At 60.4% G+C, this 25,228-nt stretch carries 21 protein-coding genes; 12 read left to right on the plus strand and 9 right to left on the minus strand.

All coding sequences use genetic code 11. The features are described from left to right. Positions 1-115: 115 nt before the first annotated feature. Together pobA and B723_RS30360 are read left to right on the plus strand one after the other, a co-directional pair. On the plus strand, positions 116-1,309 hold the full coding sequence (pobA, locus tag B723_RS30355) for a 4-hydroxybenzoate 3-monooxygenase (RefSeq protein ID WP_017340532.1): 1,194 nt from the start codon (positions 116-118) through the stop codon (positions 1,307-1,309). A gap of 79 nt (positions 1,310-1,388) precedes the next feature. Further along, complete coding sequence (locus B723_RS30360) at positions 1,389-2,906, plus strand: MDR family MFS transporter (protein WP_017340533.1); 1,518 nt, start codon at positions 1,389-1,391, stop codon at positions 2,904-2,906. 133 nt (positions 2,907-3,039) lie between these two features. On the opposite strand, the gene B723_RS30365 is transcribed toward B723_RS30360, so the two are convergent. From B723_RS30365 to B723_RS30380, 4 genes are all read right to left on the minus strand, one after another. Further along, positions 3,040-3,888, minus strand: a complete 849-nt coding sequence (locus B723_RS30365) for a cache domain-containing protein (protein WP_017340534.1) — start codon at positions 3,886-3,888, stop codon at positions 3,040-3,042. A 259-nt stretch (positions 3,889-4,147) separates the two neighbouring features. Continuing rightward, entirely contained in the window at positions 4,148-5,026 is an 879-nt protein-coding gene (locus tag B723_RS30370; RefSeq protein WP_017340535.1) for an ATPase, read from the minus strand. Positions 5,027-5,142: 116 nt separating this feature from the next. Beyond that, positions 5,143-6,135: an NAD-dependent epimerase/dehydratase family protein gene (locus B723_RS30375; protein ID WP_017340536.1), complete on the minus strand. Its 993-nt coding sequence runs from the start codon at positions 6,133-6,135 to the stop codon at positions 5,143-5,145. A gap of 54 nt (positions 6,136-6,189) precedes the next feature. After that, a complete protein-coding gene (locus tag B723_RS30380) occupies positions 6,190-7,083 on the minus strand; it encodes a LysR family transcriptional regulator ArgP (RefSeq protein ID WP_017340537.1) in 894 nt (297 codons plus the stop codon). A 96-nt stretch (positions 7,084-7,179) separates the two neighbouring features. On the opposite strand from B723_RS30380, the gene B723_RS30385 reads away from it, so the two are divergent. The 10 genes from B723_RS30385 (at position 7,180) to B723_RS30430 (ending at position 21,340) form a co-directional block, all read left to right on the plus strand. Next, positions 7,180-7,581 (plus strand): ACT domain-containing protein, encoded by a 402-nt coding sequence (locus B723_RS30385; protein WP_017340538.1) that lies wholly within the window; start codon positions 7,180-7,182, stop codon positions 7,579-7,581. A 6-nt stretch (positions 7,582-7,587) separates the two neighbouring features. Next, positions 7,588-8,190 (plus strand): LysE/ArgO family amino acid transporter, encoded by a 603-nt coding sequence (locus B723_RS30390; RefSeq protein ID WP_017340539.1) that lies wholly within the window; start codon positions 7,588-7,590, stop codon positions 8,188-8,190. Between the two features lie 176 nt (positions 8,191-8,366). Further along, positions 8,367-8,963: a superoxide dismutase gene (locus tag B723_RS30395; protein ID WP_017340540.1), complete on the plus strand. Its 597-nt coding sequence runs from the start codon at positions 8,367-8,369 to the stop codon at positions 8,961-8,963. Positions 8,964-9,430: 467 nt separating this feature from the next. After that, positions 9,431-11,482 (plus strand): putative bifunctional diguanylate cyclase/phosphodiesterase, encoded by a 2,052-nt coding sequence (locus B723_RS30400; protein ID WP_017340541.1) that lies wholly within the window; start codon positions 9,431-9,433, stop codon positions 11,480-11,482. 301 nt (positions 11,483-11,783) lie between these two features. After that, entirely contained in the window at positions 11,784-13,127 is a 1,344-nt protein-coding gene (locus B723_RS30405; RefSeq protein ID WP_017340542.1) for an imelysin family protein, read from the plus strand. A gap of 210 nt (positions 13,128-13,337) precedes the next feature. Further along, positions 13,338-14,765, plus strand: coding sequence for a di-heme oxidoredictase family protein (locus tag B723_RS30410; RefSeq protein WP_017340543.1), 1,428 nt, complete (start codon positions 13,338-13,340; stop codon positions 14,763-14,765). 27 nt (positions 14,766-14,792) lie between these two features. Beyond that, positions 14,793-15,857, plus strand: coding sequence for an imelysin family protein (locus tag B723_RS30415; RefSeq protein WP_017340544.1), 1,065 nt, complete (start codon positions 14,793-14,795; stop codon positions 15,855-15,857). A 14-nt stretch (positions 15,858-15,871) separates the two neighbouring features. Beyond that, complete coding sequence (locus B723_RS30420; RefSeq protein ID WP_017340545.1) at positions 15,872-16,969, plus strand: DUF1513 domain-containing protein; 1,098 nt, start codon at positions 15,872-15,874, stop codon at positions 16,967-16,969. Positions 16,970-17,142: 173 nt separating this feature from the next. Beyond that, on the plus strand, positions 17,143-18,291 hold the full coding sequence (locus B723_RS30425; RefSeq protein ID WP_017340546.1) for an efflux RND transporter periplasmic adaptor subunit: 1,149 nt from the start codon (positions 17,143-17,145) through the stop codon (positions 18,289-18,291). A 13-nt stretch (positions 18,292-18,304) separates the two neighbouring features. Then, positions 18,305-21,340, plus strand: a complete 3,036-nt coding sequence (locus tag B723_RS30430; protein ID WP_017340547.1) for a multidrug efflux RND transporter permease subunit — start codon at positions 18,305-18,307, stop codon at positions 21,338-21,340. 114 nt (positions 21,341-21,454) lie between these two features. Here the strand turns inward: B723_RS30430 and B723_RS32680 are convergent, their stop codons facing one another. From B723_RS32680 to colR, 5 genes are all read right to left on the minus strand, one after another. After that, positions 21,455-21,682, minus strand: coding sequence for a hypothetical protein (locus B723_RS32680; RefSeq protein WP_017340548.1), 228 nt, complete (start codon positions 21,680-21,682; stop codon positions 21,455-21,457). Positions 21,683-21,684: 2 nt separating this feature from the next. Beyond that, positions 21,685-22,395, minus strand: a complete 711-nt coding sequence (locus B723_RS30435) for a lipopolysaccharide kinase InaA family protein (protein ID WP_017340549.1) — start codon at positions 22,393-22,395, stop codon at positions 21,685-21,687. Positions 22,396-22,398: 3 nt separating this feature from the next. After that, entirely contained in the window at positions 22,399-23,067 is a 669-nt protein-coding gene (locus tag B723_RS30440) for a class I SAM-dependent methyltransferase (RefSeq protein ID WP_031319094.1), read from the minus strand. A gap of 177 nt (positions 23,068-23,244) precedes the next feature. Next, the gene (locus B723_RS30445; RefSeq protein ID WP_017340551.1) at positions 23,245-24,513 is read right to left on the minus strand and encodes a sensor histidine kinase; all 1,269 of its coding nucleotides are present in this window, start codon (positions 24,511-24,513) and stop codon (positions 23,245-23,247) included. After that, positions 24,503-25,186 (minus strand): two-component system response regulator ColR, encoded by a 684-nt coding sequence (gene colR, locus B723_RS30450; protein ID WP_008032118.1) that lies wholly within the window; start codon positions 25,184-25,186, stop codon positions 24,503-24,505. The genes B723_RS30445 and colR overlap by 11 nt, the downstream gene beginning before the upstream one ends. Positions 25,187-25,228 lie beyond the last annotated feature (42 nt).

Here is a 25,228-nt window from a genome sequence, read left to right on the forward strand (position 1 = left end):
ATCGGCTCAGTTTTCACCTTCAATTGACAGACCCGCAAGTGAAAAATGCAAGCACTCGATCCATAAAAATAATTCACCGACTCTGGTCGCGTGGAGCTTGCGAGTCATAAAAACAATGAAAACGCTGAAAACCCAAATCGCCATCATCGGTGCCGGCCCGTCCGGATTGCTGCTCGGCCAATTGCTGCACAACGCCGGTATCGACACCCTCATCCTCGAACGCCAGACCCCGGACTATGTGCTCGGGCGAATCCGCGCCGGTGTTCTCGAACAAGGCATGGCAGAGCTGCTGCGTCAGGCCGGCGTCGGCCAGCGCATGGACGCCGAAGGGCTGGTTCACGGCGGCTTCGAACTGGCCCTCGACGGGCGTCGGGTGCACATTGATCTGCAGGCCCTGACCGGGGGAAAAACCGTGATGATCTACGGGCAGACCGAGGTCACCCGTGACTTGATGGCCGCTCGTCGGGAGGCCGGCGCGCAGACGATTTACGAAGCCGGCAACGTCGTACCCCACGGCATGAAAACCGATGAAGCCTTCGTGACGTTCGAAAAGGATGGCGAAACCTGGCGGCTCGATTGCGACTACATCGCCGGTTGCGACGGCTTCCATGGCGTGGCGCGGCAATCGATTCCCGCCGAGAATTTGAAGGTGTTCGAACGGGGTTATCCATTCGGCTGGCTTGGGATTCTCGCTGACACCCCCCCCGTCCACGATGAGTTGGTCTACGCCCGTCACGAACGCGGCTTTGCCCTGTGCAGCATGCGCTCGGCGACGCGTACCCGGTATTACCTTCAGGTTCCTGCCGACGAACACGTCGAGAATTGGTCCGATCAGCGTTTCTGGGATGAGCTCAAGTCCCGGCTGCCTGCTGCGTTGGCAGAGTCTTTGGTGACCGGGCCGTCCATCGAAAAAAGCATCGCGCCGCTGCGCAGTTTCGTGGTCGAACCGATGCAGTACGGGCGGATGTTTCTGGTCGGCGACGCCGCGCACATCGTGCCGCCCACCGGCGCCAAAGGCCTGAACCTGGCGGCGAGCGACGTCAGTACGTTGTTCAATATTCTGCTGAAGGTTTACCGCGAAGGCCGGGTCGACTTGCTGGAGAAGTACTCTGAGGTTTGCCTGCGCCGGGTCTGGAAAGCCGAGCGGTTTTCCTGGTGGATGACCTCGATGTTGCATCGCTTTGACGATCACGACGGGTTCAGCCAGCGCATCAGTGAGTCGGAGCTGGACTACTTCGTCAGTTCTGAGGCGGGTCGAAAAACCATTGCAGAAAATTACGTCGGACTTCCGTACGAGGCTATCGAATAGCCTCCTATCGACTTACACTGGCGAGCATCCCCGCTCGCCCATGCCTCTTGCGGGACCCTCACTGCCCGCAGGTTCTCCCGTGACCAATCTCAACCAGCCTGACACGCCCAAACCGGCCATTCGCAGCGTGCTGATCGCCCTGATGCTGGCGATTTTTCTCGGCGCACTGGACCAGACCATTGTCGCCGTATCGATGCCGGCCATTTCCGCGCAGTTCAAGGATGTCAGCCTGCTGGCCTGGGTGATTTCCGGCTACATGGTGGCGATGACCGTGGCGGTGCCGATCTACGGAAAACTCGGCGACCTGTACGGTCGGCGCACGTTGATGCTGTTCGGCATGGGGCTGTTCACGATGGCTTCGTTGTTCTGCGGCATAGCCCAGAGCATGGAGCAGCTGGTGCTGGCGCGGATTGTTCAGGGCATCGGTGCCGGCGGGATGATTTCGGTCAGCCAGGCAATCATCGGCGATATCGTGCCGCCTCGCGAACGGGGTCGCTATCAAGGTTACTTCAGCAGCATGTACGCGGTGGCCAGCGTGGCCGGTCCGGTGCTCGGCGGTTACATGACCGAATACCTGTCGTGGCGCTGGGTGTTCCTGATTAATCTGCCACTGGGCCTGGGGGCGTGGCTGGTGGCCAATCGCACGCTGGTGGGGCTGCCCGTACCACAGCGCAAGCCGATCATCGATTACCTTGGCACGCTGTTAATGATCATCGGCCTGACGGCCTTGTTGCTCGGTATCACCCAGTTCGGCCAGGGGCATTCGTGGCGCAGCGCCGAAGTGTTGGGCTTGCTGGGTTGTGCGGTGGTGGTCCTGGCCTTGTTCGTCCGGCATGAGCGCCGTGCGCAGGAGCCGTTGCTGCCCATGCACCTGTTCGCCAACCGCAATGCGATCCTGTGCTGGTGCACGATTTTCTTTACCAGTTTCCAGGCGATCTCGCTGATCGTGCTGATGCCGTTGCGCTTCCAGAGCGTCACGGGCGCCGGGGCTGACAGTGCCGCGCTGCACCTGTTGCCATTGGCCATGGGATTGCCGATCGGTGCGTATTTCGCCGGGCGTCGGACCTCGGTGACCGGGCGCTACAAACCGATGATCCTCACCGGTGCGATCCTGATGCCAATGTCGATTCTCGGCATGGCGTTCAGTCCGCCCCAGGCGGTGGTGCTCAGCAGCTTGTTCATGGTGCTCAGCGGTATCGCCTCTGGCATGCAGTTCCCGACCTCACTGGTCGGGACACAGAATTCAGTGGAGCAACGGGACATCGGCGTCGCGACCAGCACCACCAACCTGTTCCGTTCCCTGGGCGGTGCGGTGGGGGTGGCGTTGATGTCGGCGCTCTTGCTGGCGTTGCTGCAAGACTCGAGTTTCGCTCACCTGGCTGGCTCGACACTGATTGCCGAGGGCCGTTCGGGGAACGTCTTGCTGGACGGCCTGAACGCAGCGCCGGGGGATGCGCAGAACGCCTTGCGCGCTGAGCTGCTGCTGACCTTCCGGCATTTGCTGATGGTCAGTGCGGCGGTGTCGCTGCTGGGGTTGGCGGCGGCGATTGCCATGCCGAACCGGATGTTGCGGGGGCGCGAAGACAAGGCTCGATAGATAGACCGAGTCGCCTGCAATCGCGAGCAGGCTCGCTCCCACACTTGATCTCTGTCGCACACAATGCTGTGATCACTGGAGATCTACTGTGGGAGCGAGCCTGCTCGCGATTGCGGTCTGTCAGTCACCACCATCAAGGGCTGTAATACCCGACCGCCACCAGAAAATGCCCGACCTTTTTCAGGTACGCATGCTTGTTCTCGATCTTGCCGGTCACCGGGTTTTTCCACCGATATTCGTATTCGCCATAATCCTGTTCAGCCATCAACCCCAGGATCGGCTCGCCCACCGGCTTGCCTTCAGGGTCCTTGATCTTGCCGAAATCGGTATTGATCAGCCGCAGGTTGGTGCCGTGCGCGACATAGCGCTGGGTGTCCAGGTCGACGACGAACACATACAGGTCATCCTGCAAATAACCACCCTTGAGTGAGTTGATGGCGGTGAGCGTGCCCTTCTCGTCCCTGGCCAGGTCGGTTGCCGCTTTGTTCAGCAGCGCCATCGCCTGCTCCGCCGACGCCCGTGGCAGGTAATAACCCACTGCCAGAATGCGCTGGCCGATCCGTTGGTAGAACACATGCTTGCGTTCGACCTTGCCGTCTGACCAGTTCTGCCAGCGATATTCCGCCTGCTGGATGCCATTGCCCTCCGGCACTTTCAACGCGTCCTTGAAGGCTTTCTGCACATCCGGGCCGAGCACCTCAGACACATCGCGCCCGATCAACGCCGAAGACGGCCCGCCGCTGGCGAGCATCACACCTTTGGTATCGACGACGAACACGTAGCGGTCCTTGTCGACAAACTCGCCCTGGCGGCTGAAGGCCGCGAACGCCTTGTCACCGTTGTCGTGGTAATAGGCCAGGGCTTTTTCCAGCAAGGCGATGGCGGCCTGGCTGTCATCCTTCTCGGTCCCGGCAGCTTGAGCCTGCCCCAGACACAGCAACAGCATCCCGCCCAGCAGGGCCAACCTGTGCAAAAACCCCATTGCGCATTCCTCATTCTTGTCGATGTTTCAAGAGCGTAGACGGCTTGGGGATATGTACGAACATTCAGGGAACGGTGTGAGGGTGGGGAGCTGAGGTTTTTGTGGCGAGGGAGCTCGCTCCCGCCGGCCGATCCGCGTCCGGGCGCAGCAGACGCAAATCAGGCACCGCGGATTATCTGAGAATCCGCGGTGGATGCTTTGGGGCGGCTTCGCCCCCAGCGGGAGCAAGCTCCCTCGCCACACGTATTCGCGTGCAGGGTTATTGCGCTCGGGCACGCAACTGCTGCTGCAAATTCTGGATCTGCGCCTGCAGGGTGTTGATGTTGCGGGTGACAGAAGCACGGAAAGCGTCGAACTCGGCCGTGCTGGACGAGGCAGGCCCGGCGGCCGGGCGGTTGTCCTGTTCGCTTTTGAGCACAATCATGTCTTGTTCCAGACGTTCAATGGCGGCGCTCGGGTTGCCTTGTTTTTTCAGCGCAACGATGTCGGCACCGAGGCTTTTCAGCTGAGCGTCGAATTTGTCAGTGTCCGCCGGCGCGCTTTTCAGGGCGGCCAGTTCACCGCTCAGGGCTTTGACCTGGGCCTGCAATTGCGTGTTGGCGGTCTGGTGCTCGGTGTTCTGGGCGGTGGCTTGCGCCAGGCGCTTGTCCAGATCGGCAGTTTGCGCGGTCATTTGCGCCAGGCGCTTGTCCAGGTCGGAAGTCTGGCCGACAACGCCCTGCTGCTGCTTGCTCTGATCCTGGAGTTTGCTTTCCAGCTGCTTGATCTGCAGTTTCAGTGCTTCGCTGTCGCTGGTGACGTTGGTCTGGCTGGCGACGACCTTGCCGGAAATGTCCTGCAAGCGCCCCGCCGCATCCTCACTGATGCGCGCGAAACTTTCCTGGGTCGCCACCAGTTGCTGTTCCATCAGCGAGATCTGCTGGAAGCTCCACCAGGCAAGGCCGGCGAAGGCAAAAAACAAGGCGCCGACCAGTGCCCACAACGGGCCGGTGCTGGCAGCCTTGACCTTGACCACCGGCGGGGTGCGCGAATGCACGGCGGTGCGGGCGGAGGGCACAAAATCATCGTCGTCGAGGCTGTCGGCACGCAGGCTCGGTACATCGTCGAAGTCGTCGTTGGCATCGTTACGCATGGACATTGAGTCAACCTTTGTGGAACGCGGTGATGGCTTGATGGGGCGAAGTATAAACCCGTCAGCCGCATCGATTGACCCTTGATTCCCGGACTCGGTTCAGTATCGGGACTGCCTGTGTGTCAGCGAATGTCCTGAGCCTTCCACCAGCCGCAGAATTCATCGAGGGCGGTCCAGAGACTGACCTTCGGATCGTAGTCCAGATAATGCCGCGCGCGGCTGATGTCCAAGGTGAAATTTTTGTTCATCACCTGCATGCCCAGGCGCGACAGGGTTGGCTCGGGACGACCCGGCCAGAGCTTGCACATGCCCTCGTTGAGCGCCGCCACGGTGTAGGCCAGGCCGTAGGAACGGTAGCGGGTCACCTGTGGGACATCCATCTTGCGCATGACGTAATTGACCACGTCCCACAACGGGATCGGCGTTCCGTTGCTGATGTTGTAGGCCTTGCCCAACGCCGATCCGCCGGCCAGCAAACTGCTGAGCAACGCCTCGTTGAGGTTTTGTACGCTGGTGAAATCGACTTTGTTCAAACCGTTGCCGACAATGGCCAGCCGCCCCTTGCGTTGCATCGTCAGCAGACGCGGGAAGATGCTCATGTCGCCCGCACCGGTCACGAAGCGCGGACGCAGGGCCAGGGTTTCGAGGCCGAATTCCTGGGCACCGAAGACCTTCTGCTCGGCCAGGTATTTGGTCGCGGCGTAGGGATGTTTGAAGCGCTTGGGGACCTGCTCTTCGGTCAACCCGAGGTGATCGCGGCCATCGAAGTAGATCGACGGCGAGGACAAGTGCACCAGCCGCCGGACACGCTGTTTCAGGCAGGCTTCGACGATGTTTTCGGTGACCTGCACGTTGCCCAGATGAAAGTCCTGATAACGTCCCCACACGCCTACAGCGCCGGCGCAATGCACCACGGCTTCGACGTCGGAACACAGGTTGCGCGCCAGTTCCGGGTCGCTCAAGTCACCCTGCACGAACTCGGCGCCTCGGCGCACCAGGTGTTCGACGCTTTCGGCCCGGCGACCGTTGACCCGCACGTCCAGGCCCTGCTCCAGGGCGAAACGCGCAAAGCGTCCGCCGATGAAGCCGCTTGCGCCGGTGACCAGAATCTTCATGTAGTGCTCCGAATATTTCGTTTTGCGTAGTGCGTGAGGTCTTGACGCTGCCGGTCAGTCCAACGGCACCAGCCATTGCTTCGACGAGCGCACCAATTGATCGGTCAGCAACCCCAGCAACTGACCGCCATTGCGCCAATGATGCCAGTACAGCGGCACATCGATGGGCTTATCTGGCAAAAGCTCGCGCAAAACCCCGCGTTCCAGCTGATCGCGCACCTGCAATTCAGGCACCAGCCCCCACCCCAGGCCGGCTTCGGTCAGGCGAATGAAGCCTTCGGACGACGGGCACAAATGGTGTTCGAAACCGCCATCTACGCCGAGGGACGCGAGGTAGCGATGCTGCAGGAAATCGTCCGGGCCAAAGACCAGCGCCGGCGTTTTCGACAACTGATCGGCGCGAACGCCTTGCGGAAAATGCCGGGCGATGAAGGCCGGGCTGGCCAATGCGCGATAACGCATGGCGCCCAACAGAACGCTGCGCGCCCCGGCGACCGGACGTTCGCTGGCACAGACACACGCCGCCACTTCGCCTGCGCGCATGCGTTTGAGGCCGACGGTCTGGTCTTCGACCACCAGATCCAGCAACAGGTGTTGTTCGGCGCAAAAATCTCCGACCGCTTCGGCCCACCACGTGGCGAGGCTGTCGGCGTTCAGGGCGATGCGCAGACGTTCCGGCAGGCCTTCTTCATCCAGCGCCGGAACCAGGGTTTGCAGGTCCCGCTCCAGGAGGCGCACCTGCTGCACATGGTTGAGCAAACGCCGACCGATTTCAGTCGGCGCCGGCGGTGTCATCCGCACCAGCACCGGTTGGCCGACCCGCGCTTCCAGCAGTTTGATGCGCTGGGAGATCGCCGATTGCGACAAGCCGAGCACTTGGGCGGCGCGTTCAAAACCGGCCTGCTCGATCACGGCGGCCAACGCGGAAAGCAATTTATAGTCGAACATCAGTTTTCCTAATGAGCGATCAGCATGATTGGTTTTTCTTATACCGCTTGTGGACGGAGAATGGCCAGCAAGAACTCTTGAGCAAGGAACACCGACATGGCTGGCGAAACTTCATTGGCAACGCTTTTGCGCAGCATGAGCCCGCAACTCAACGCTGGCGAGTATGTGTTCTGCACGTTGCGCGACGGCCATTTGCCGCCGGGTCTTGAGATCATCGGCAGTTTTCGCGAGCAGGAAGGCCTGACGGTGATTCTGGAACGCTCCCAGGCCGAGAAGGCCGGTTTCAGCTTCGACTACGTTGCCGCCTGGATCACCCTGAACGTGCACTCCGCGCTGGAAGCCGTCGGCCTGACCGCCGCCTTCGCCACGGCATTGGGCCAGGCCGGTATCAGCTGCAACGTGATCGCCGGTTATTTCCACGACCATTTATTCGTCGGCCAGGCCGATGCCGAACGCGCCCTGCACGTGTTGCGGGATCTGGCAGCGAACGCGGAGTAAATCCTTATGTGGCAAAGCTATGTAAACGGCCTGTTGGTGGCCGCGGGGCTGATCATGGCGATCGGCACTCAGAACGCGTTTGTGCTGGCCCAGAGCCTGCGGCGTGAACATCACCTGCCGGTGGCGGCGCTCTGCGTGACGTGCGATGCGTTGCTGGTGGCTGCCGGCGTGTTCGGTCTGGCCACCGTGCTGGCGCAAAATCCGACATTGCTGGCGGTGGCCCGTTGGGGCGGCGCGGTGTTCCTGATCTGGTACGGCAGCCTCGCGTTGCGCCGGGCCTTCTCGAAACAGAGCTTGCAACAGAATGAAAACCAGACCGTACGTTCACTGCGCGCCGTGCTGCTCAGCGCCTTGGCGGTCACCCTGCTCAACCCGCACGTTTATCTGGATACCGTATTGCTGATTGGCTCCCTTGGCGCACAACAGACCGAGCCTGGTGCCTATGTCGTGGGCGCGGCCAGTGCGTCGTTGCTGTGGTTCTTCACGTTGGCGCTGGGCGCTGCATGGCTGGCGCCGTGGCTGGCTCGGCCGAGCACCTGGCGGATTCTGGATCTGTTGGTCGCCGTGATGATGTTCACCGTAGCCTTTCAATTAATCATCGTCTCCTGATTATTCCAAAAGGCTCTGGAACCTCTATTCCACACAGTTGTTGCGTGGTTATGCCGCACCCCCGGTGCTATGATCCGGTTCGATGCGCCGCAAAGAGTACAAACTCCCCGGCGCTTGTCTGGCCGCCCGTGATCGGCCTTGCGACCACCGCAACTGACCTGATTAGGAGAATCATCATGGCTTTCGAATTGCCGCCGCTGCCCTACGCACACGATGCCCTGCAGCCGCACATTTCCAAGGAAACCCTGGAATACCACCACGACAAGCACCACAACACCTACGTCGTGAACCTGAACAACCTGGTGCCAGGCACCGAGTTCGAAGGCAAGACCCTGGAAGAAATCGTCAAGTCTTCCTCGGGTGGCATCTTCAACAACGCCGCTCAGGTCTGGAACCACACTTTCTACTGGAACTGCCTGGCGCCAAACGCCGGCGGTCAACCAACCGGCGCACTGGCTGAAGCCATCAACGCAGCCTTCGGTTCGTTCGACAAGTTCAAAGAAGAATTCAGCAAAACCTCCATCGGTACCTTCGGTTCCGGTTGGGGCTGGCTGGTGAAAAAGGCTGACGGCTCCCTGGCCCTGGCCAGCACCATCGGCGCCGGCAACCCGCTGACCAGCGGCGACACCCCGCTGCTGACCTGCGACGTCTGGGAACACGCTTACTACATCGACTACCGCAACCTGCGTCCGAAGTACGTAGAAGCGTTCTGGAACCTGGTCAACTGGAAATTCGTGGCTGAGCAGTTCGAAGGCAAAACCTTCACCGCTTAAGATCGACGCCAGTCAAGAAACCCGGCTTTTGCCGGGTTTTTTTTGGGTTTTGGAATGCCTGCCGAATTCGAGTACAGCCGAAGAATATCTGTCCTCTATCAGGTCGTCATCGCTGGCAAGCCAGCGCCCACAAGGTCCGAGGACACCCGCGAAAATCGGGCCGCCCTCACAAGCAGTCTCGTCCCCGCACAAAGGCCGATTTCCCACAATGAAACCAGCCTTCCCCCCCTTGCCCCACCGCCATAGCCGTCTAACATCAACCAAATGGAAAATATCTCTACCCTCCCCTCAAGTTGAAGGACTCGACTACCGACACAGTACTAATAGGACAAATACTCCAGGCAACAGCATTTCGGCCAACCCACAGGCAAATTCCCCTGTGTTTGATTGTCCCTTTGACTGCCATCACGGGATTGCCAATACTCATGGCAACTTGATGCTACCTGCACGGAACAAGGAATGACTCTTTGAAGCTGGAACTCAAGAACAGCTTGTCGGTAAAGTTGCTCCGGGTCGTGCTCCTGTCGGCATTGATCGTCGGCGTGGTCTTGAGCTGCGCGCAGATCGTTTTCGATGCCTATAAAACACGCCAGGCCGTGGCCAGCGATGCCCAGCGCATCCTCGACATGTTCCGCGACCCCTCGACCCAGGCCGTCTACAGCCTGGACCGGGAAATGGGCATGCAGGTGATCGAAGGCCTGTTCCAGGACGACGCTGTGCGCCAGGCCTCCATCGGCCATCCCAATGAAGCCATGCTCGCGCAAAAATCCCGCGACCTGCAGCAATCCAGCAGTCGCTGGCTGACCGACCTGATCCTGGGCAAGGAACGCACCTTCACCACTCAACTGGTGGGTCGCGGCCCCTACAGCGAGTACTACGGCGACCTGAGCATCACCCTCGACACCGCCACGTACGGCGAGGGATTTATCGTCAATTCGGTGATCATCTTCATTTCCGGTGTATTGCGGGCCCTGGCCATGGGGCTGGTGCTGTATCTGGTCTATCACTGGCTGCTGACCAAACCGTTGTCGCGGATCATCGAGCACCTCACCGAAATCAACCCGGACCGCCCGAGCGAGCATAAGATTCCGCAGCTCAGGGGCCACGAAAAAAACGAACTGGGCATCTGGATCAACACCGCCAACCAGTTGCTCGAATCCATCGAACGCAACACGCACCTGCGCCACGAAGCGGAAAACAGCCTGCTGCGCATGGCCCAATACGACTTCCTCACCGGTCTGCCGAACCGCCAGCAACTGCAGCAACAACTGGACAAGATTCTCGTCGACGCCGGCAAGTTGCAGCGGCGGGTTGCGGTGCTGTGTGTCGGCCTCGATGACTTCAAGGGCATCAACGAACAGTTCAGCTATCAGACCGGCGACCAGTTGCTGCTGGCCCTGGCTGATCGCCTGCGGGCCCACAGCGGTCGCCTCGGCGCCCTCGCCCGCCTCGGTGGCGACCAGTTCGCCCTCGTTCAGGCCGATATCGAACAACCCTACGAAGCGGCCGAACTGGCCCAGAGCATTCTCGATGATCTCGAAGCGGCGTTCGCCCTCGATCATCAGGAAATTCGACTGCGCGCCACCATCGGCATCACCCTGTTCCCCGAGGACGGTGACAGCACCGAGAAGCTGCTGCAAAAGGCCGAGCAGACCATGACCCTGGCCAAGACCCGCTCGCGCAACCGTTATCAGTTCTATATCGCCAGCGTCGACACTGAAATGCGTCGCCGTCGCGAGCTGGAAAAAGACCTGCGCGACGCCCTGGCGCGCGACCAGTTCTATCTGGTCTACCAACCGCAGATCAGCTACCGCGATCATCGGGTAGTGGGCGTCGAAGCATTGATTCGCTGGCAGCATCCCGAACATGGGCTGGTGCCACCGGACCTGTTCATCCCGCTGGCCGAGCAGAACGGCACCATCATCGCCATCGGCGAATGGGTGCTGGATCAGGCCTGCAAACAATTGCGCGACTGGCATGACCAGGGTTTCACCGACCTGCGCATGGCCGTGAACCTGTCCACCGTCCAGTTGCACCACGCCGAACTGCCGCGAGTGGTCAACAACCTGCTGCAGATGTACCGCCTGCCACCCCGCAGCCTGGAGCTGGAAGTCACCGAAACCGGCCTGATGGAAGACATCAGCACCGCCGCCCAGCACCTGCTGAGCCTGCGTCGCTCCGGCGCGCTGATCGCCATCGACGACTTCGGCACCGGGTACTCATCGCTCAGTTATCTGAAAAGCCTGCCACTGGACAAGATCAAGATCGACAAGAGCTTCGTTCAGGACCTGCTCGATGACGACGACGATGCGACCATCGTCCGGGCCATCATTCAGTTGGGCAAGAGCCTGGGCATGCAGGTCATTGCCGAAGGTGTGGAAACCATCGAACAAGAGGCCTACATCATCTCTGAAGGCTGCCATGAAGGTCAGGGCTACTTCTACAGCAAACCGCTGCCGGCGCGAGAACTGGGCGCTTACCTGAAACAGGCCCAGCGCAGTAATGCCGCGATCCTCTGAACCTGTGGCGAGGGAGCTTGCTCCCGCTGGGTGGCAAAGCCGCCCCAAATCCTGCCCCCACGGTTCTGACAGAAAATTCCAGTCGACCTGATTACGACTGTTGCACTTTCCAGCGGGAGCAAGCTCCCCTCGCCACAGTGATTGCCAGCTGATACAGGTCATGCTGCTGGCATTCATTCGTGTGAATAAGACATATTTACAAGCACAACCCTTTACAGATAATGCGAAAGATTTGCATTATGTCGCAGTTTCGCGCGCTTGCTGCGCCATTCCACCCCCCTTTCGAAGCAGGATGTTCGCCATGATTCGTATGCCTCTGGCTACCGCCAGTCTGTTGGCCATCGCTATTTCCCTCGCCGGTTGTGGCGAAGGCAAAGACAAAGCTGCCGCTCCAGCGCCGACTCCGTCCGCCAGCAACGCTGCACCGGCTGCCGCACCCGCAGCGACCAGTAAAGTCGACGAAGCCGCCGCCAAAGCCGTTGTCGCGAACTACGCCGACATCGTCTTCGCCGTTTACAGCGATGCCGAATCCACTGCGAAGACCCTGCAAACCGCTATCGACGCTTTCCTCGCCAAGCCGAACGCCGACACCCTGAAAGCCGCCAAGGCTGCCTGGGTCGCAGCTCGCGTTCCTTACCTGCAGAGCGAAGTGTTCCGCTTCGGCAACACCATCATCGACGACTGGGAAGGTCAGGTGAACGCCTGGCCACTGGACGAAGGCCTGATCGACTACGTCGACAAATCCTACGAGCACGCCCTGGGTAACCCGGGTGCCACGGCCAACATCATCGCCAACACTCAGGTTCAGGTCGGCGAAGACAAGATCGACGTCAAGGACATCACCCCGGAAAAACTCGCCAGCCTGAACGAGCTGGGCGGTTCCGAGGCCAACGTCGCCACCGGTTACCACGCCATCGAATTCCTGCTCTGGGGCCAGGACCTGAACGGCACCGGCCCTGGCGCCGGCAACCGCCCAGCTTCCGACTACCTGGAAGGCAAAGGCGCTACGGGCGGTCACAATGATCGTCGTCGCGCTTACCTGAAGTCGGTGACCCAGCTGCTGGTCAGCGACCTTGAAGAAATGGTCGGTAACTGGAAACCGAACGTGGCCGACAACTACCGCGCCACCCTGGAAGCGGAACCGGCTGAATCCGGCCTGCGCAAAATGCTGTTCGGCATGGGTAGCCTGTCCCTGGGCGAACTGGCGGGCGAGCGGATGAAGGTTTCCCTGGAAGCCAACTCCCCGGAAGACGAACACGACTGCTTCAGCGACAACACCCACAACTCGCAGTTCTACGATGCCAAAGGCGTTCGTAACGTGTACCTGGGCGAATACACCCGCGTCGACGGCACCAAAATGACCGGCGCCAGCCTGTCGTCCCTGGTGGCCAAGGCCGACCCGGCTGCCGACACCGCGCTGAAGGCCGACCTGGCTGCGACCGAAGCCAAGATGCAGATCATCGTCGATCACGCCAACAAGGGTGAGCACTACGACCAATTGATCGCCGCCGGCAACACTGCCGGTAACCAGATCGTCCGTGACGCCATCGCTTCGCTGGTCAAACAGACCGGTTCGATCGAAGCCGCCGCCGGCAAACTGGGCATCAGCGACCTGAACCCGGACAACGCTGATCACGAGTTCTGATCAACGCTGGCTGAACAAAAGGCGACCTTCGGGTCGCCTTTTTTATTGGTCCGAACACCGCTCCCACATTGGACGGTGCTGAATCAGTAAGAGTGATGACAGTTTTGAAAAACCCTGCTCCACATCAACCAAACGATAATTCCTCTTATTCAATCTCCACTGCCCTGTTAGACTTTGCGCCCTTGTTTTGCTCGTCTTGCAGGATGTCTGATGCCCTCGCTGCCTCTTCGCTTGTCCGCACTGTTTCTGGCCCTGGGCTTGAGTGCCTGCGATGACGCCCCGCGTTTTACCAAAGCCGAACCCGGTGAAGCCCGGTCCGGTGGCGCCGCGACCGTGCGCAAGACCGATCAGAACGCCTTCTCCCTGCCCTCCGCCAATCTGCCGCCCTCCCGGCGTGTGGACTTCAGCGTCGGCAACAGCTTCTTCCGCAACCCGTGGGTGATCGCCCCGTCGACCACCACCGCCCGGGATGGCCTCGGGCCGTTGTTCAACACCAACGCCTGCCAGAACTGCCACATCAAGGACGGCCGCGGTCATCCGCCCGCGCCTGATGCGCAGAGCGCCGTGTCGATGCTGGTGCGCCTGTCGATCCCCGATGCGCCGGCCTACGCCAAAATCATCGAACAGCTCGGCGTGGTTCCCGAGCCGGTCTACGGCGGGCAACTCCAGGACATGGCCATCCCCGGTGTACTTCCGGAAGGCAAGGTGCGGGTCGACTACACGCCGGTGCCGGTCCGCTTCAAGGACGGCACCGAGATCGAATTGCGCAAACCCAGCCTGAACATCACCCAACTGGGGTACGGTCCGATGCACCCTGACACCCGTTTCTCGGCCAGGGTCGCGCCACCCATGATTGGCCTCGGCTTGCTTGAAGCCATCCCCGATGAGGCGATCCTGGCCAATGCCGAGGCTCAGGCAAAAGAAAAAAACGGTATCGCCGGACGCCCGAACCAGGTCTGGGATGACGCCCAACAGAAAACCGTCCTCGGACGATTTGGCTGGAAGGCCGGGCAGCCGAACCTCAATCAACAAAACGTTCACGCGTTTTCGGGAGACATGGGCCTCACCACAACCCTGCGGCCGATGGACGACTGCACCGATGCACAAACCGCGTGCAAACAAGCGCCCAGCGGCAATGGCCCGGAGGGCGAACCGGAAGTCAGCGACAACATCCTGCGTCTGGTGCTGTTCTACAGCCGTAACCTGGCCGTACCGGCCCGACGCGACGTCGGCACGCCTGAAGTGTTGGCCGGCAAGAGCCTGTTTTTCCAGGCCGGCTGCCAGTCCTGTCACACACCGAAATACACCACTGCCGCCAACGCGGCAGAACCTGAACTGGCCAATCAAGTGATTCGCCCCTACAGCGATCTGCTGCTGCACGACATGGGCGACGGACTGGCTGACAACCGCAGCGAATTCCAGGCCAGTGGCCGCGACTGGCGCACCCCGCCGTTGTGGGGCATCGGCCTGACGCAGGCGGTCAGTGGCCATACCCAATTCCTGCATGACGGCCGCGCTCGCAATCTGCTCGAAGCCGTGCTCTGGCATGGCGGCGAGGCGCAGGCCGCGCAGCAACAGGTTTTGTCTTTCAACGCCGAACAGCGCGCCGCGTTGCTGGCATTTTTGAATTCTCTTTAAACACTTATAAAGAATCGGGAGCCCGACATGTTCCGTCCCAAGTTGTTATTCACCAGCCTTGCCGCACTAGCCCTTGGCGCCTGCTCACCGCAGGATCCGCAAGCTGTCACGTCCGCGGCCATTGCCAAGTCGGTGATCCTGCCGACCTACACCCGCTGGGTTGAAGCCGACCGCCAACTGGCTGTCAGCGCGCTGGCCTACTGCGAAGGCAAGGAAAATCTCGACACCGCCCGCGCCGACTTCCTGCACGCGCAGAAAGCCTGGGCCGAGCTGCAACCGCTGCTGATCGGTCCGTTGGCTGAAGGCAATCGCGCCTGGCAGGTGCAGTTCTGGCCGGACAAGAAAAACCTTGTCGGCCGTCAAGTCGAGCAACTGGTCGACGCCCAGCCGCAGATCGATGCCGCGGCGCTGGCCAAATCCAGCGTCGTGGTTCAGGGCCTCTCGGCCTACGAATACATCCTGTTCGACAACAAGCCTGACGTGGCCAACGACGCGCAGAAAGCCAAGTACTGCCCGCTGCTGAAAGCGATTGGCGAGCGCCAGAAACTGATGGCCGAAGACATTCTGAAAAGCTGGAACAACACCGACGGCATGCTCGCGCAGATGAGCAAGTTTCCGAACCAGCGCTACGCCGATTCCCACGAGGCAATCGCCGATCTGCTGCGCGTGCAGGTCACCGCCCTGGACAGCCTGAAGAAAAAACTCGGCACGCCGATGGGCCGTCAGAGCAAGGGCGTGCCGCAACCGTTCCAGGCCGATGCATGGCGCAGCCAGTCTTCCCTGACCGGCCTCGAAGCCAGCCTCGCCGCCGCCAAAACCGTCTGGGAAGGTGTCGACAACAAAGGCCTGCGCGGCTTGTTGCCGAGCGAGCAGAAGCCGTTGGCCGACAAGATCGACACCGCTTATGCCTCCTCGCTGAAACTGTTCGCCAGCAACCAGCGCTCACTGACCGAGATGCTCAACGACGACGCCGGTCGCCAACAGCTCAACGACCTCTACGACAGCCTCAACGTGGTCCATCGCCTGCACGAAGGCGAGCTGGCCAAGGCGCTGGGCATCCAACTGGGCTTCAACGCCAACGACGGTGACTGATGAGGGCGAGTGCCATGCTGCGACGACAGGCTCTGACGTTAGGTAGTTTGCTGCTGGGAGCAGTGACACTGGGCGGCTGGACGCTGTTCAAGCAAAAGGACAAGAGCCCGCTATTGCTCTCGGCGCGGGACGATACGGATGGCAAGCATTACGCCGTCGGATATCGGTTGGACGGTACACGGGTATTCGCTACCCAGGTCGGTCAGCGTTGCCACGACATCATCAATCATCCGGCCCTGCCGATTGCGCTGTTTGTCGCCCGTCGCCCAGGCACCGAGAGCTACCTGATCGACCTGCGCGACGGCACGCTGTTGCAAACCGTAGCCTCGCAGCCGAACCGCCATTTCTATGGTCACGCGGTGATTCACCACAGCGGCGACTGGCTGTACGCCACCGAGAACGACACGTCCGACCCGGGTCGCGGCTTGCTCGGTGTGTATAAGTTCGAAGGCGAGCGCCTCGTGCACAGTGGCGAAATGTCCACCCACGGCATCGGCCCGCATCAGGTGTCGTGGATGCCCGATGGCGAAACCCTGGTGGTGGCCAACGGCGGGATTCGCACCGAGGCGGAAAGCCGGGTCGAGATGAACCTGAACGCCATGGAGCCGAGCCTGGTGCTGATGCAACGCGACGGTACTTTACTGAGCAAGGAAACCCTCGCCCAGCAGATGAACAGCGTGCGGCACCTGGGGATCGCCAGTGACGGCACCATCGTCGCCGGTCAGCAATTCATGGGCCCGTCCCACGAATCTTCGGAACTGTTGGCCATCAAGCGGCCCGGTCAACCGTTCGTGGCGTTCCCGGTGCCCGAGCACCAGTTGCAGGCGATGGGGCATTACACCGCCAGCGTCGCGGTACACAGTGACTTGCGGCTGGTCGCGTTGACCGCGCCACGGGGCAATCGCTTTTTCATCTGGGACCTGGACAGCGGTGAAGTGCGCCTCGATGCGCCACTTCCCGATTGCGCCGGGGTCGGTGCAGTGGCTGACGGTTTTGTCGTGACGTCGGGTCAAGGGCGTTGCCGTTACTACGATTGCCGCCAGACCGATCTGGTTGCTAAACCGTTGGAGCTGCCTGCGGGGCTTTGGGACAACCACCTTCATTTGATCTGACGCCACCTCCCTTTCGGTGGATCTACCCTGTGGTGAGGGAGCTTGCTCCCTCACCACAGTTTTTTTGTTCCCCCGCAGTGCATGCTCGCCTGTGAAAAGTGGCAGTTGGATTCACTGCCGCTCTCGGAGTAATGTTCCCGTCTGTCTCATGATTTCTCCAAGGAACTGGAAATATGCTGCGTCGCCGCATGCTGATCATGTTGGGTGTTGTTCTGCTGGTCGTGCTGGTCCTGGCCGGTTATAAAGCCTTCTCCATCTACACGATGATTCAAGGCTTCTCCGCGCCGAAACCGCCTATAAGCGTTGCCGTGGCCACGGCCATCGAACGGCCCTGGCAAGCCCGCCTGCCTACCGTCGGCACGCTCACGGCGCTGCAAGGCGTAGACCTGAGCCTGGAAACCGACGGCACCGTCATCGATTTGCAGTTCGAGTCAGGGCAGAAGGTCAAGGCCGGCCAACCCCTCATGCGTCTCGACAGCGCCGTGGAAACTGCCTTTCTGGAAACCGCCCAGGCCGACCTCGGGCTGGCCCAGCTCGATTACGGTCGCGGTAGCCAACTGGTGGGCAGCCAGGCCATTTCCAAAGGCGAATTCGACCGACTTTCGGCGGTGCTGAAAAAAAGCAAAGCCACCGTCAATCAACTCAAGGCTGCGCTCGGCAAAAAAAGCATCGTTGCGCCCTTCAGCGGCACTATCGGCATTCGCCAGGTGGACGTTGGCGACTATCTTGCCAGCGGCACCATGATTGCCACTCTGCAAGACCTCAGCAGTCTCTACGTCGACTTTTTCGTGCCCGAGCAGTCGGTGCCGAAGATCGCCATCGGTCAGCCGGTCGAAATCATTGTCGCGGCCTACCCGACGCAGACCTTCCCCGGCACCATCAGCGCGATCAATCCGAAACTCGAGAACAGCACGCGCAACATGCAGGTCCGCGCGACCCTGGCCAACCCCGACGGCAAACTGTTGCCGGGCATGTTCGCCAACCTGCAGGTGATATTGCCCGACCCGCAGTTACGCGTCGTCGTGCCGGAAAGCGCGATCACGTACACGCTGTACGGCAATTCGCTGTACGTCGTCGCACAGAAAAAAACCGAAGACGGCCAGGTTGAAAAAGACGCCAAGGGTGAACCCATCCTGATCGCCGAACGCCGTTTCATCGAAACCGGTGAACGCCGCGACGGTGTGGTGGTGATTACCAAAGGTGTACGCAACGGTGAAAAAGTGGTCACCGCCGGCCAGATCAAACTGGACAACGGCGCACACATTGCCATCAGCGACGACAAGACTTTAGCCGAGCAGAACAGCCCGCCGCGCGCGGACTGATCAAGGAATCCCCATGGCTTTTACCGACCCGTTCATCCGCCGCCCGGTGCTCGCCTCCGTGGTCAGCCTGCTGATTGTGCTGCTGGGTTTCCAGGCCTGGAGCAAGCTACCGCTGCGCCAGTATCCGCAAATGGAAAACGCCCTGATCACGGTGACCACCGCGTATCCCGGCGCCAACGCCGAAACCATCCAGGGCTACATCACGCAACCGATGCAGCAAAGCCTGGCGAGTGCCGAAGGCATCGACTACATGACCTCGGTCAGTCGCCAGAACTTCTCGGTGATCTCGATCTACGCGCGCGTCGGTTCCAACAGCGACCGATTGTTCACCGAGTTGCTGGCCAAGGCCAACGAAGTGAAAAACAAGTTGCCTCAGGACGCCGAAGACCCGGTACTGAGCAAGGAGGCCGCCGACGCCTCGGCGCTGATGTACATCAGCTTCTTCAGCAAGGAACTGAGCAACCCGCAGATCACCGACTACCTGTCGCGGGTCATCCAGCCCAAACTTGCCACCTTGCCGGGCATGGCCGAGGCCGAGATTCTCGGCAACCAGGTGTTCGCCATGCGCCTGTGGCTGGACCCGGTGAAACTGGCTGGCTTCGGCCTGAGCGCCAGCGATGTGACCGATGCCGTGCGCAAGTACAACTTCCTTTCCGCTGCCGGTGAAGTGAAAGGCGAGTACGTGGTCACCAGCATCAACGCCAACACCGAGCTCAAATCCGCGCAAGCCTTCGCTGCGATTCCACTCAAGGTCGATGGTGACAGCCGCGTGCTGCTCAGTGATGTCGCGCGGGTGGAAATGGGCGCGGAGAACTACGACACCATCAGCTCCTTTGGTGGCACGCCCTCGGTCTACATCGGCATCAAGGCCACCCCCGGCGCGAACCCGCTGGACGTGATCAAGGAAGTGCGCAAGATCATGCCGGACCTTGAGGCCCAGCTGCCGCCGAACCTCAAGGGTGAAATCGCCTACGACGCCACACTGTTCATCCAGGCTTCGATCGACGAAGTGGTGAAAACCCTGTTCGAAGCGGTGCTGATCGTGATCGTGGTCGTGTTCCTGTTCCTCGGGGCGCTGCGCTCGGTCGTGATCCCGGTGGTGACGATTCCGCTGTCGATGATCGGCGTGATGTTCTTCATGCAGATGATGGGCTACTCGATCAACCTGCTGACCCTGCTGGCGATGGTGTTGGCCATCGGCCTGGTGGTGGACGACGCCATCGTGGTGGTGGAAAACATTCACCGGCACATCGAGGAAGGCAAGCCCCCGCTGGACGCGGCTATCGAGGGTGCACGGGAAATCGCCATGCCGGTGGTCTCGATGACCATCACCCTGGCGGCGGTCTACGCGCCCATCGGTTTCCTGACCGGCCTCACCGGAGCGCTGTTCAAGGAGTTCGCCCTGACCCTGGCCGGGGCGGTGGTGATCTCCGGCATCGTCGCCCTGACGCTGTCGCCGATGATGTGCGCCTTCCTGCTGCGCCACGACGAAAACCCCAGCGGCCTGGCTCACCGGCTGGACCTGATTTTCGAAGGCCTCAAGCGCCGCTACCAGCGTCTGTTGCACGGAACGCTCAACACGCGGCCGGTGGTGCTGGTGTTCGCGGTGATCGTACTGTGCCTGATTCCGGTGCTGCTCACCTTCACCAAGTCGGAACTGGCACCGGACGAGGATCAGGGCATCATCTTCATGCTGGCCAGCGCCCCGCAGCCAACCAACCTTGATTACCTGAACACCTACACCGACGAATTCATCAGCATCTTCAAGGCGTTTCCCGAGTACTACTCCTCGTTCCAGATCAACGGCTTCAACGGCGTGCAATCGGGGATTGGCGGTTTCCTGCTCAAACCGTGGAACGAGCGCGATCGCACGCAAATGGAAATCCTGCCCGAGGTGCAGAGCAAACTGGAGAGCATTCCGGGATTGCAGGTTTTCGGCTTCAACCTGCCCTCCCTGCCGGGCACCGGCGAGGGGCTACCGTTTCAGTTCGTCGTCAATACCGCCAACGATTACGAGTCGCTGTTGCAAGTGATGGACCGGGTGAAGAAACGCGCGATGGCGTCCGGCAAGTTCGCCTTCGTCGACGTCGACCTGGCGTTCGACAAACCCGAAGTCGTGGTCGATATCGATCGCGCCAAGGCCGCGCAGATGGGTGTGTCGATGCAGGATCTGGGCGGGACATTGGCGACGTTGCTGGGTGAAGCGGAAATCAACCGTTTCACCATTGAAGGCCGCAGTTACAAAGTGATCGCGCAGGTTGAACGGCCATTCCGGGACAACCCCGGCTGGCTGAACAACTATTACGTGAAAAACACCAAGGGTGAGCTGCTGGCCCTGTCGACCCTGATCACCGTTTCCGACCGGGCCCGCCCACGGCAATTGAATCAGTTCCAGCAGCTCAACTCGGCCATTCTCTCCGGGGTTCCGCTGGTGAGCATGGGTGAAGCCCTCGACGCGGTGCGGCAGATTGCCCGGGAAGAGGCGCCGGCGGGTTTTGCCGTCGACTATGCCGGGGCATCGCGGCAGTACGTTCAGGAAGGTAGCGCGCTGTGGGTGACGTTTGCCCTGGCGCTGGCGATCATTTTCCTGGTGCTGGCGGCTCAGTTCGAAAGTTTCCGCGACCCGTTGGTGATTCTGGTGACGGTGCCGCTGTCGATCTGTGGTGCGTTGATCCCGCTGTTCCTCGGCTGGTCGAGCATGAACATCTACACCCAGGTCGGGCTGGTGACGCTGATCGGGCTGATCAGCAAGCACGGGATCCTGATCGTCGAATTCGCCAACCAGCTGCGCAAGGAAAAGGGCCTGACGCCGCGCGAGGCGGTCGAGGAGGCAGCGGCCATACGCCTGCGCCCGGTGTTGATGACCACCGCGGCGATGGTGTTCGGCATGGTGCCGTTGATCATTGCCTCCGGCGCGGGCGCTGTCAGCCGGTTCGACATCGGCACGGTGATCGCTACGGGGATGTCGATCGGGACGCTGTTTACGTTGTTCGTATTGCCGTGTGTGTACACGTTGTTGGCTAAACCCGATAAACCTGTAAACGCTTGACCCTTGCAGGAGCCGGAAAGCCGGCTCCTGCAAGGGTCGACGCAGGTCTCGAGTCATCGGGCATAAACAAAAGGCCTCGCATATGCGAGGCCTTTTATTTGGGCTTCAATCTGGTCAACTCTGCGGCCTCAGTCCTTGAGAAAGTCCGAACATGAACAGCAATAAATCATGATCGGGTTGGGTTGCAACGGTTGCCTTCGCAACCCGTGGCATCGGACAACGCGTGTCCCCGTTCACTGAACTGAGGACTTGCGTGCGGGGCTGCTCCCAAGCCGCCACCGCCAGTGAAGCAACTGCCAAGGCTCCTATTAAAAACAAACCTCGTGCAATTTCGAGTTTCATTGCTATAAACCCTTGATAGCGCTGCCAAACGCTGTCTCATAAAGGTAGACGAGTTTCTTCCAGTCTGTCGTGCTGAACGACGAGTGGCGACGCAGTTGCTTCAGGTCATGGGACGCGGCGCGACGGGCGGTCAAACGCTGACGGCATTTCTCCAGATCGATCAACGCAACTTCGACTTTCGTCGCCTCGCCCTCACCGGTAACCCGGACAAAGACGTGCTTGATGTAGAGGCAACTGTGCTGCCACCGCCCCTTGTGCATGCGCACCAGGTTATCGGCCAGTTCCTTCAGCACGCGATCATGCACCGCCTCGCCATGACGTTCGCGGCCACCGCCTGCGTACCAGTGCTCGATTTCCTCAAAACCGTCCAGAGCCTTGGTCACCAACAACGCGCGCCACTTGTGGACAGGATCGCGTTGCGCACCACAGAAAATTATCTCCGGAACACGCACGCCGATCCGACTCAACCCGATGAGCGCGTCCCGCTCACGCAGCACCGTCGGCCGACCCAACGGGTACTGCCAGCTGAGATAGACATGCCCGTTCTGACGCTTGGCGTAGAACAACTGTCCATCAATGCTCCTGATGCGTTGCACACCACTTTCACCACCGCGACGAACGTTAGGCTCTTCAACCCATTCGCCCTGCTGGTTCCAGTAATAGTCAAAGTCCCGGGAATCGATGTCCGCATCTGCTGCATATTGCACTGCCATCAGTTACCTCTTGCGTAATACATAAACCCGCCACATGGCATAGAGCGGTATAAAGTCCAGTTGTTCCTGAATACAGAACCCCGCCTGCTCGAATTCCTTTTCGACCGTAGCAGCCGGTAACACAAACCGATTTTGGTAACCTTCCTGTTCACGCTTTTTCTCGGAGCGCTTGCGTTTCCAGGCTTTGAAATTGCCGTCGACCCATAACGAAAGGATCACGCTGTCACGGCTGACGCGCTCGAATTCACGCAGAATGGCCAGTCGATGCTCGGCTTCACCGATGTGGTGCAGCAAACGCATGCAAAAAATGCTGTCGACGGCGTTATCAGGCAAGGCGATGTCGAATGCAGAAGTGTGCAAGGGTTGTACCCTTTTCACGACTTGCGCGGGTTGCGCCTGCAAAGCGATCTTGAGCATGGATTCGGAGTTGTCCGCACCGATGATCACCCGGTTGGTTTTTTCCGCCAGCAATGGCCAGAAACGTCCGGCACCACAGGGTAGATCGAGGACAAGTCCGGGTTCGCCGACCAACGCCAGTGCCTTGCGCGCCAGTTGTTCATCGCGCCAATGGGACAGTCGACGGCCGAGGCCGTCCTGATGTTTTTGCAGGTATTTCCGAGCGTGCTGATCGTCGTACTTATCGGAAAAATCGAGTTTGATCGGGGCGGCCATCATCAAGGACTCCTGAACGTCTGATGACAATTACCTTAGGTAGCGCCGTGTCAGCGTCCGGTCATGCCTTTGTGAAAAAATTGTCATGTTAACCCCCGAATTATTTCAGGGTTTTACATGAGCAAAATGATGGCTTAGGGCCACCCAACACCAGGCGTTCGATCAGTACGAGGGTGGTTAACCCAGTTCCACCTGAAACCGACAGCCGTGAGGCTCCATGTTGGTCAGACTGACGCTCCACCCCTGGTTTTCGCAAATCCGCTGCACCAGCGACAGGCCCAGTCCCAGGCCCTCGCCGCGTTTTTCATTACCCCGCACGAAAGGCTCGAACATCGCTTCGCGTTTTTCCTCGGGAATGCCTACGCCACTGTCTTCGACCCGGAAACCCGTAGTGGTCAGGGTCAAGCGAATGAAACCCTGTTCGGTGTAATGCAGCGCATTGCGCAACAGGTTGCCCATGACCGCGTGCAGAAGCGTGGCGTTGTAGCAGGTGCTGTCCGGATTGCCCGGTTCGAACATCAGCGACAGCCCTTTGGCCTCGATCGGTTCGCGCCACAGGTTGAGCAGACCGTCGGCGACCTGGGCCAGCGACTGTTGCGGCGCCATACTGGCGTCTTCACGTTGGGCGCGGGCCAGCATCAGAAAGGTCTGCACCAGCTCGCGCATCTCTTCGCAGGCACGGGCGATTCGTTCGACCTGAGCCCGACCGCGCTGGTCGATGCCGGAGTTTTCCAGCAACAGCTCACAGGAACTGGCCAACACCATCAACGGGGTGCGCAACTCGTGGCTGACGTCACTGGTGAACAAGCGCTCCCGGGTCAATGCCTGGCGCAGGCGACCGAGGGTGGCGTCGAAAGCCACGGCCAGCTCGCCCACTTCATCCGCGGCATAGTCCGGTGCCAGCGGTGGCGCCAGCCCCAGCAACTGGTCGCGGTGGCGCACCTGACGGGCCAGCCGCACCACAGGCGCCATCACCTTGCGCGCCAGGATCCAGCCGAGGAATACCGCCAACGCCAGACTCAGGACGAAGCCCACCAGCACCACGGCGAACAACACCCGCTCCCGTTCTTCGAAATCACTCTGGTCCTGCAGCAACACATAACGCCGGCCATCGACGACTTCGACCATCGCGTGATACGACAGCTGCTCGCGAAACACTTCGTGGAAACCCGGATCAAGATGGCGCAAATCCTTGGGCAGCTCGAAATCGCCCGGTCCGCCGCTGAAATAGAACAGCTGGTCCGGCTCGGGGCGATGGCTCCAGTCCGACACACTGTCCATCAACAGCAGGCGTTGCAAATCCCCGCCGAGGCCTGCCGAAATCAGTTTTTCTTCTACCAGGTGCACGGTCGCCACAATCCCCATGGCGAAGGCCCCGGCCACCAATGCGCTCATCAGCGCAAAGGCGATGATGATCCGTTGAGCAAGGCTCTGTCTAAACTCCATCACGGCCCTCGGCCAAGCGATAACCCACACCGTGCACGGTTTGCAGCAAAGGCTTGGCGAACGGTTTATCGATCACCTGACGCAATTGGTGGACGTGGCTGCGCAGGCTGTCACTGTCCGGGCAATCATCGCCCCACAGGGCTTCTTCGAGAATTTCCCGGCGCAGGACGTGCGGGCTTTTCTGCATCAGCACAGCCAGCAACTTCAGGCCCACCGGGTTGAGCTTCAGCAAGCGCCCTTCGCGGGTGACTTCCAGGGTATCGAGGTCGTAACTCAAATCCCCGACCTGCAAGGTACGACGGCCGCCGCCCTGTGCCCGACGCATCACGGCTTCGATCCGCGCAGCCAGTTCAGACAGGGCAAAGGGTTTGATCAGGTAATCGTCGGCGCCGGACTTGAAGCCTTGCAGGCGGTCGTCCAGTTGATCGCGGGCCGTGAGCATGATCACCGGCGTGTCGCGACGGGCGTCTTCGCGCAGGCGTTTGCACAAGGTGTAGCCGTCGATGCCGGGCAACATGATGTCGAGCACGATCAAATCGTAGTGCTCGGTGGCCGCCAGGTGCAGGCCTGACAAACCATCCTGCGCGCAATCCACGGTGTAGCCCTTGAGCCCCAGGTAATCGGCCAGATTGGCCAGGATATCGCGGTTATCTTCAACCAACAGAATGCGCATGGGCACCTCCTCCGTACACAGTAACGGCCGTCTTGGCCCGCG

Source organism: Pseudomonas fluorescens NCIMB 11764, from assembly GCF_000293885.2.
Taxonomy (GTDB): Bacteria; Pseudomonadota; Gammaproteobacteria; order Pseudomonadales; family Pseudomonadaceae; genus Aquipseudomonas; species Aquipseudomonas fluorescens_B.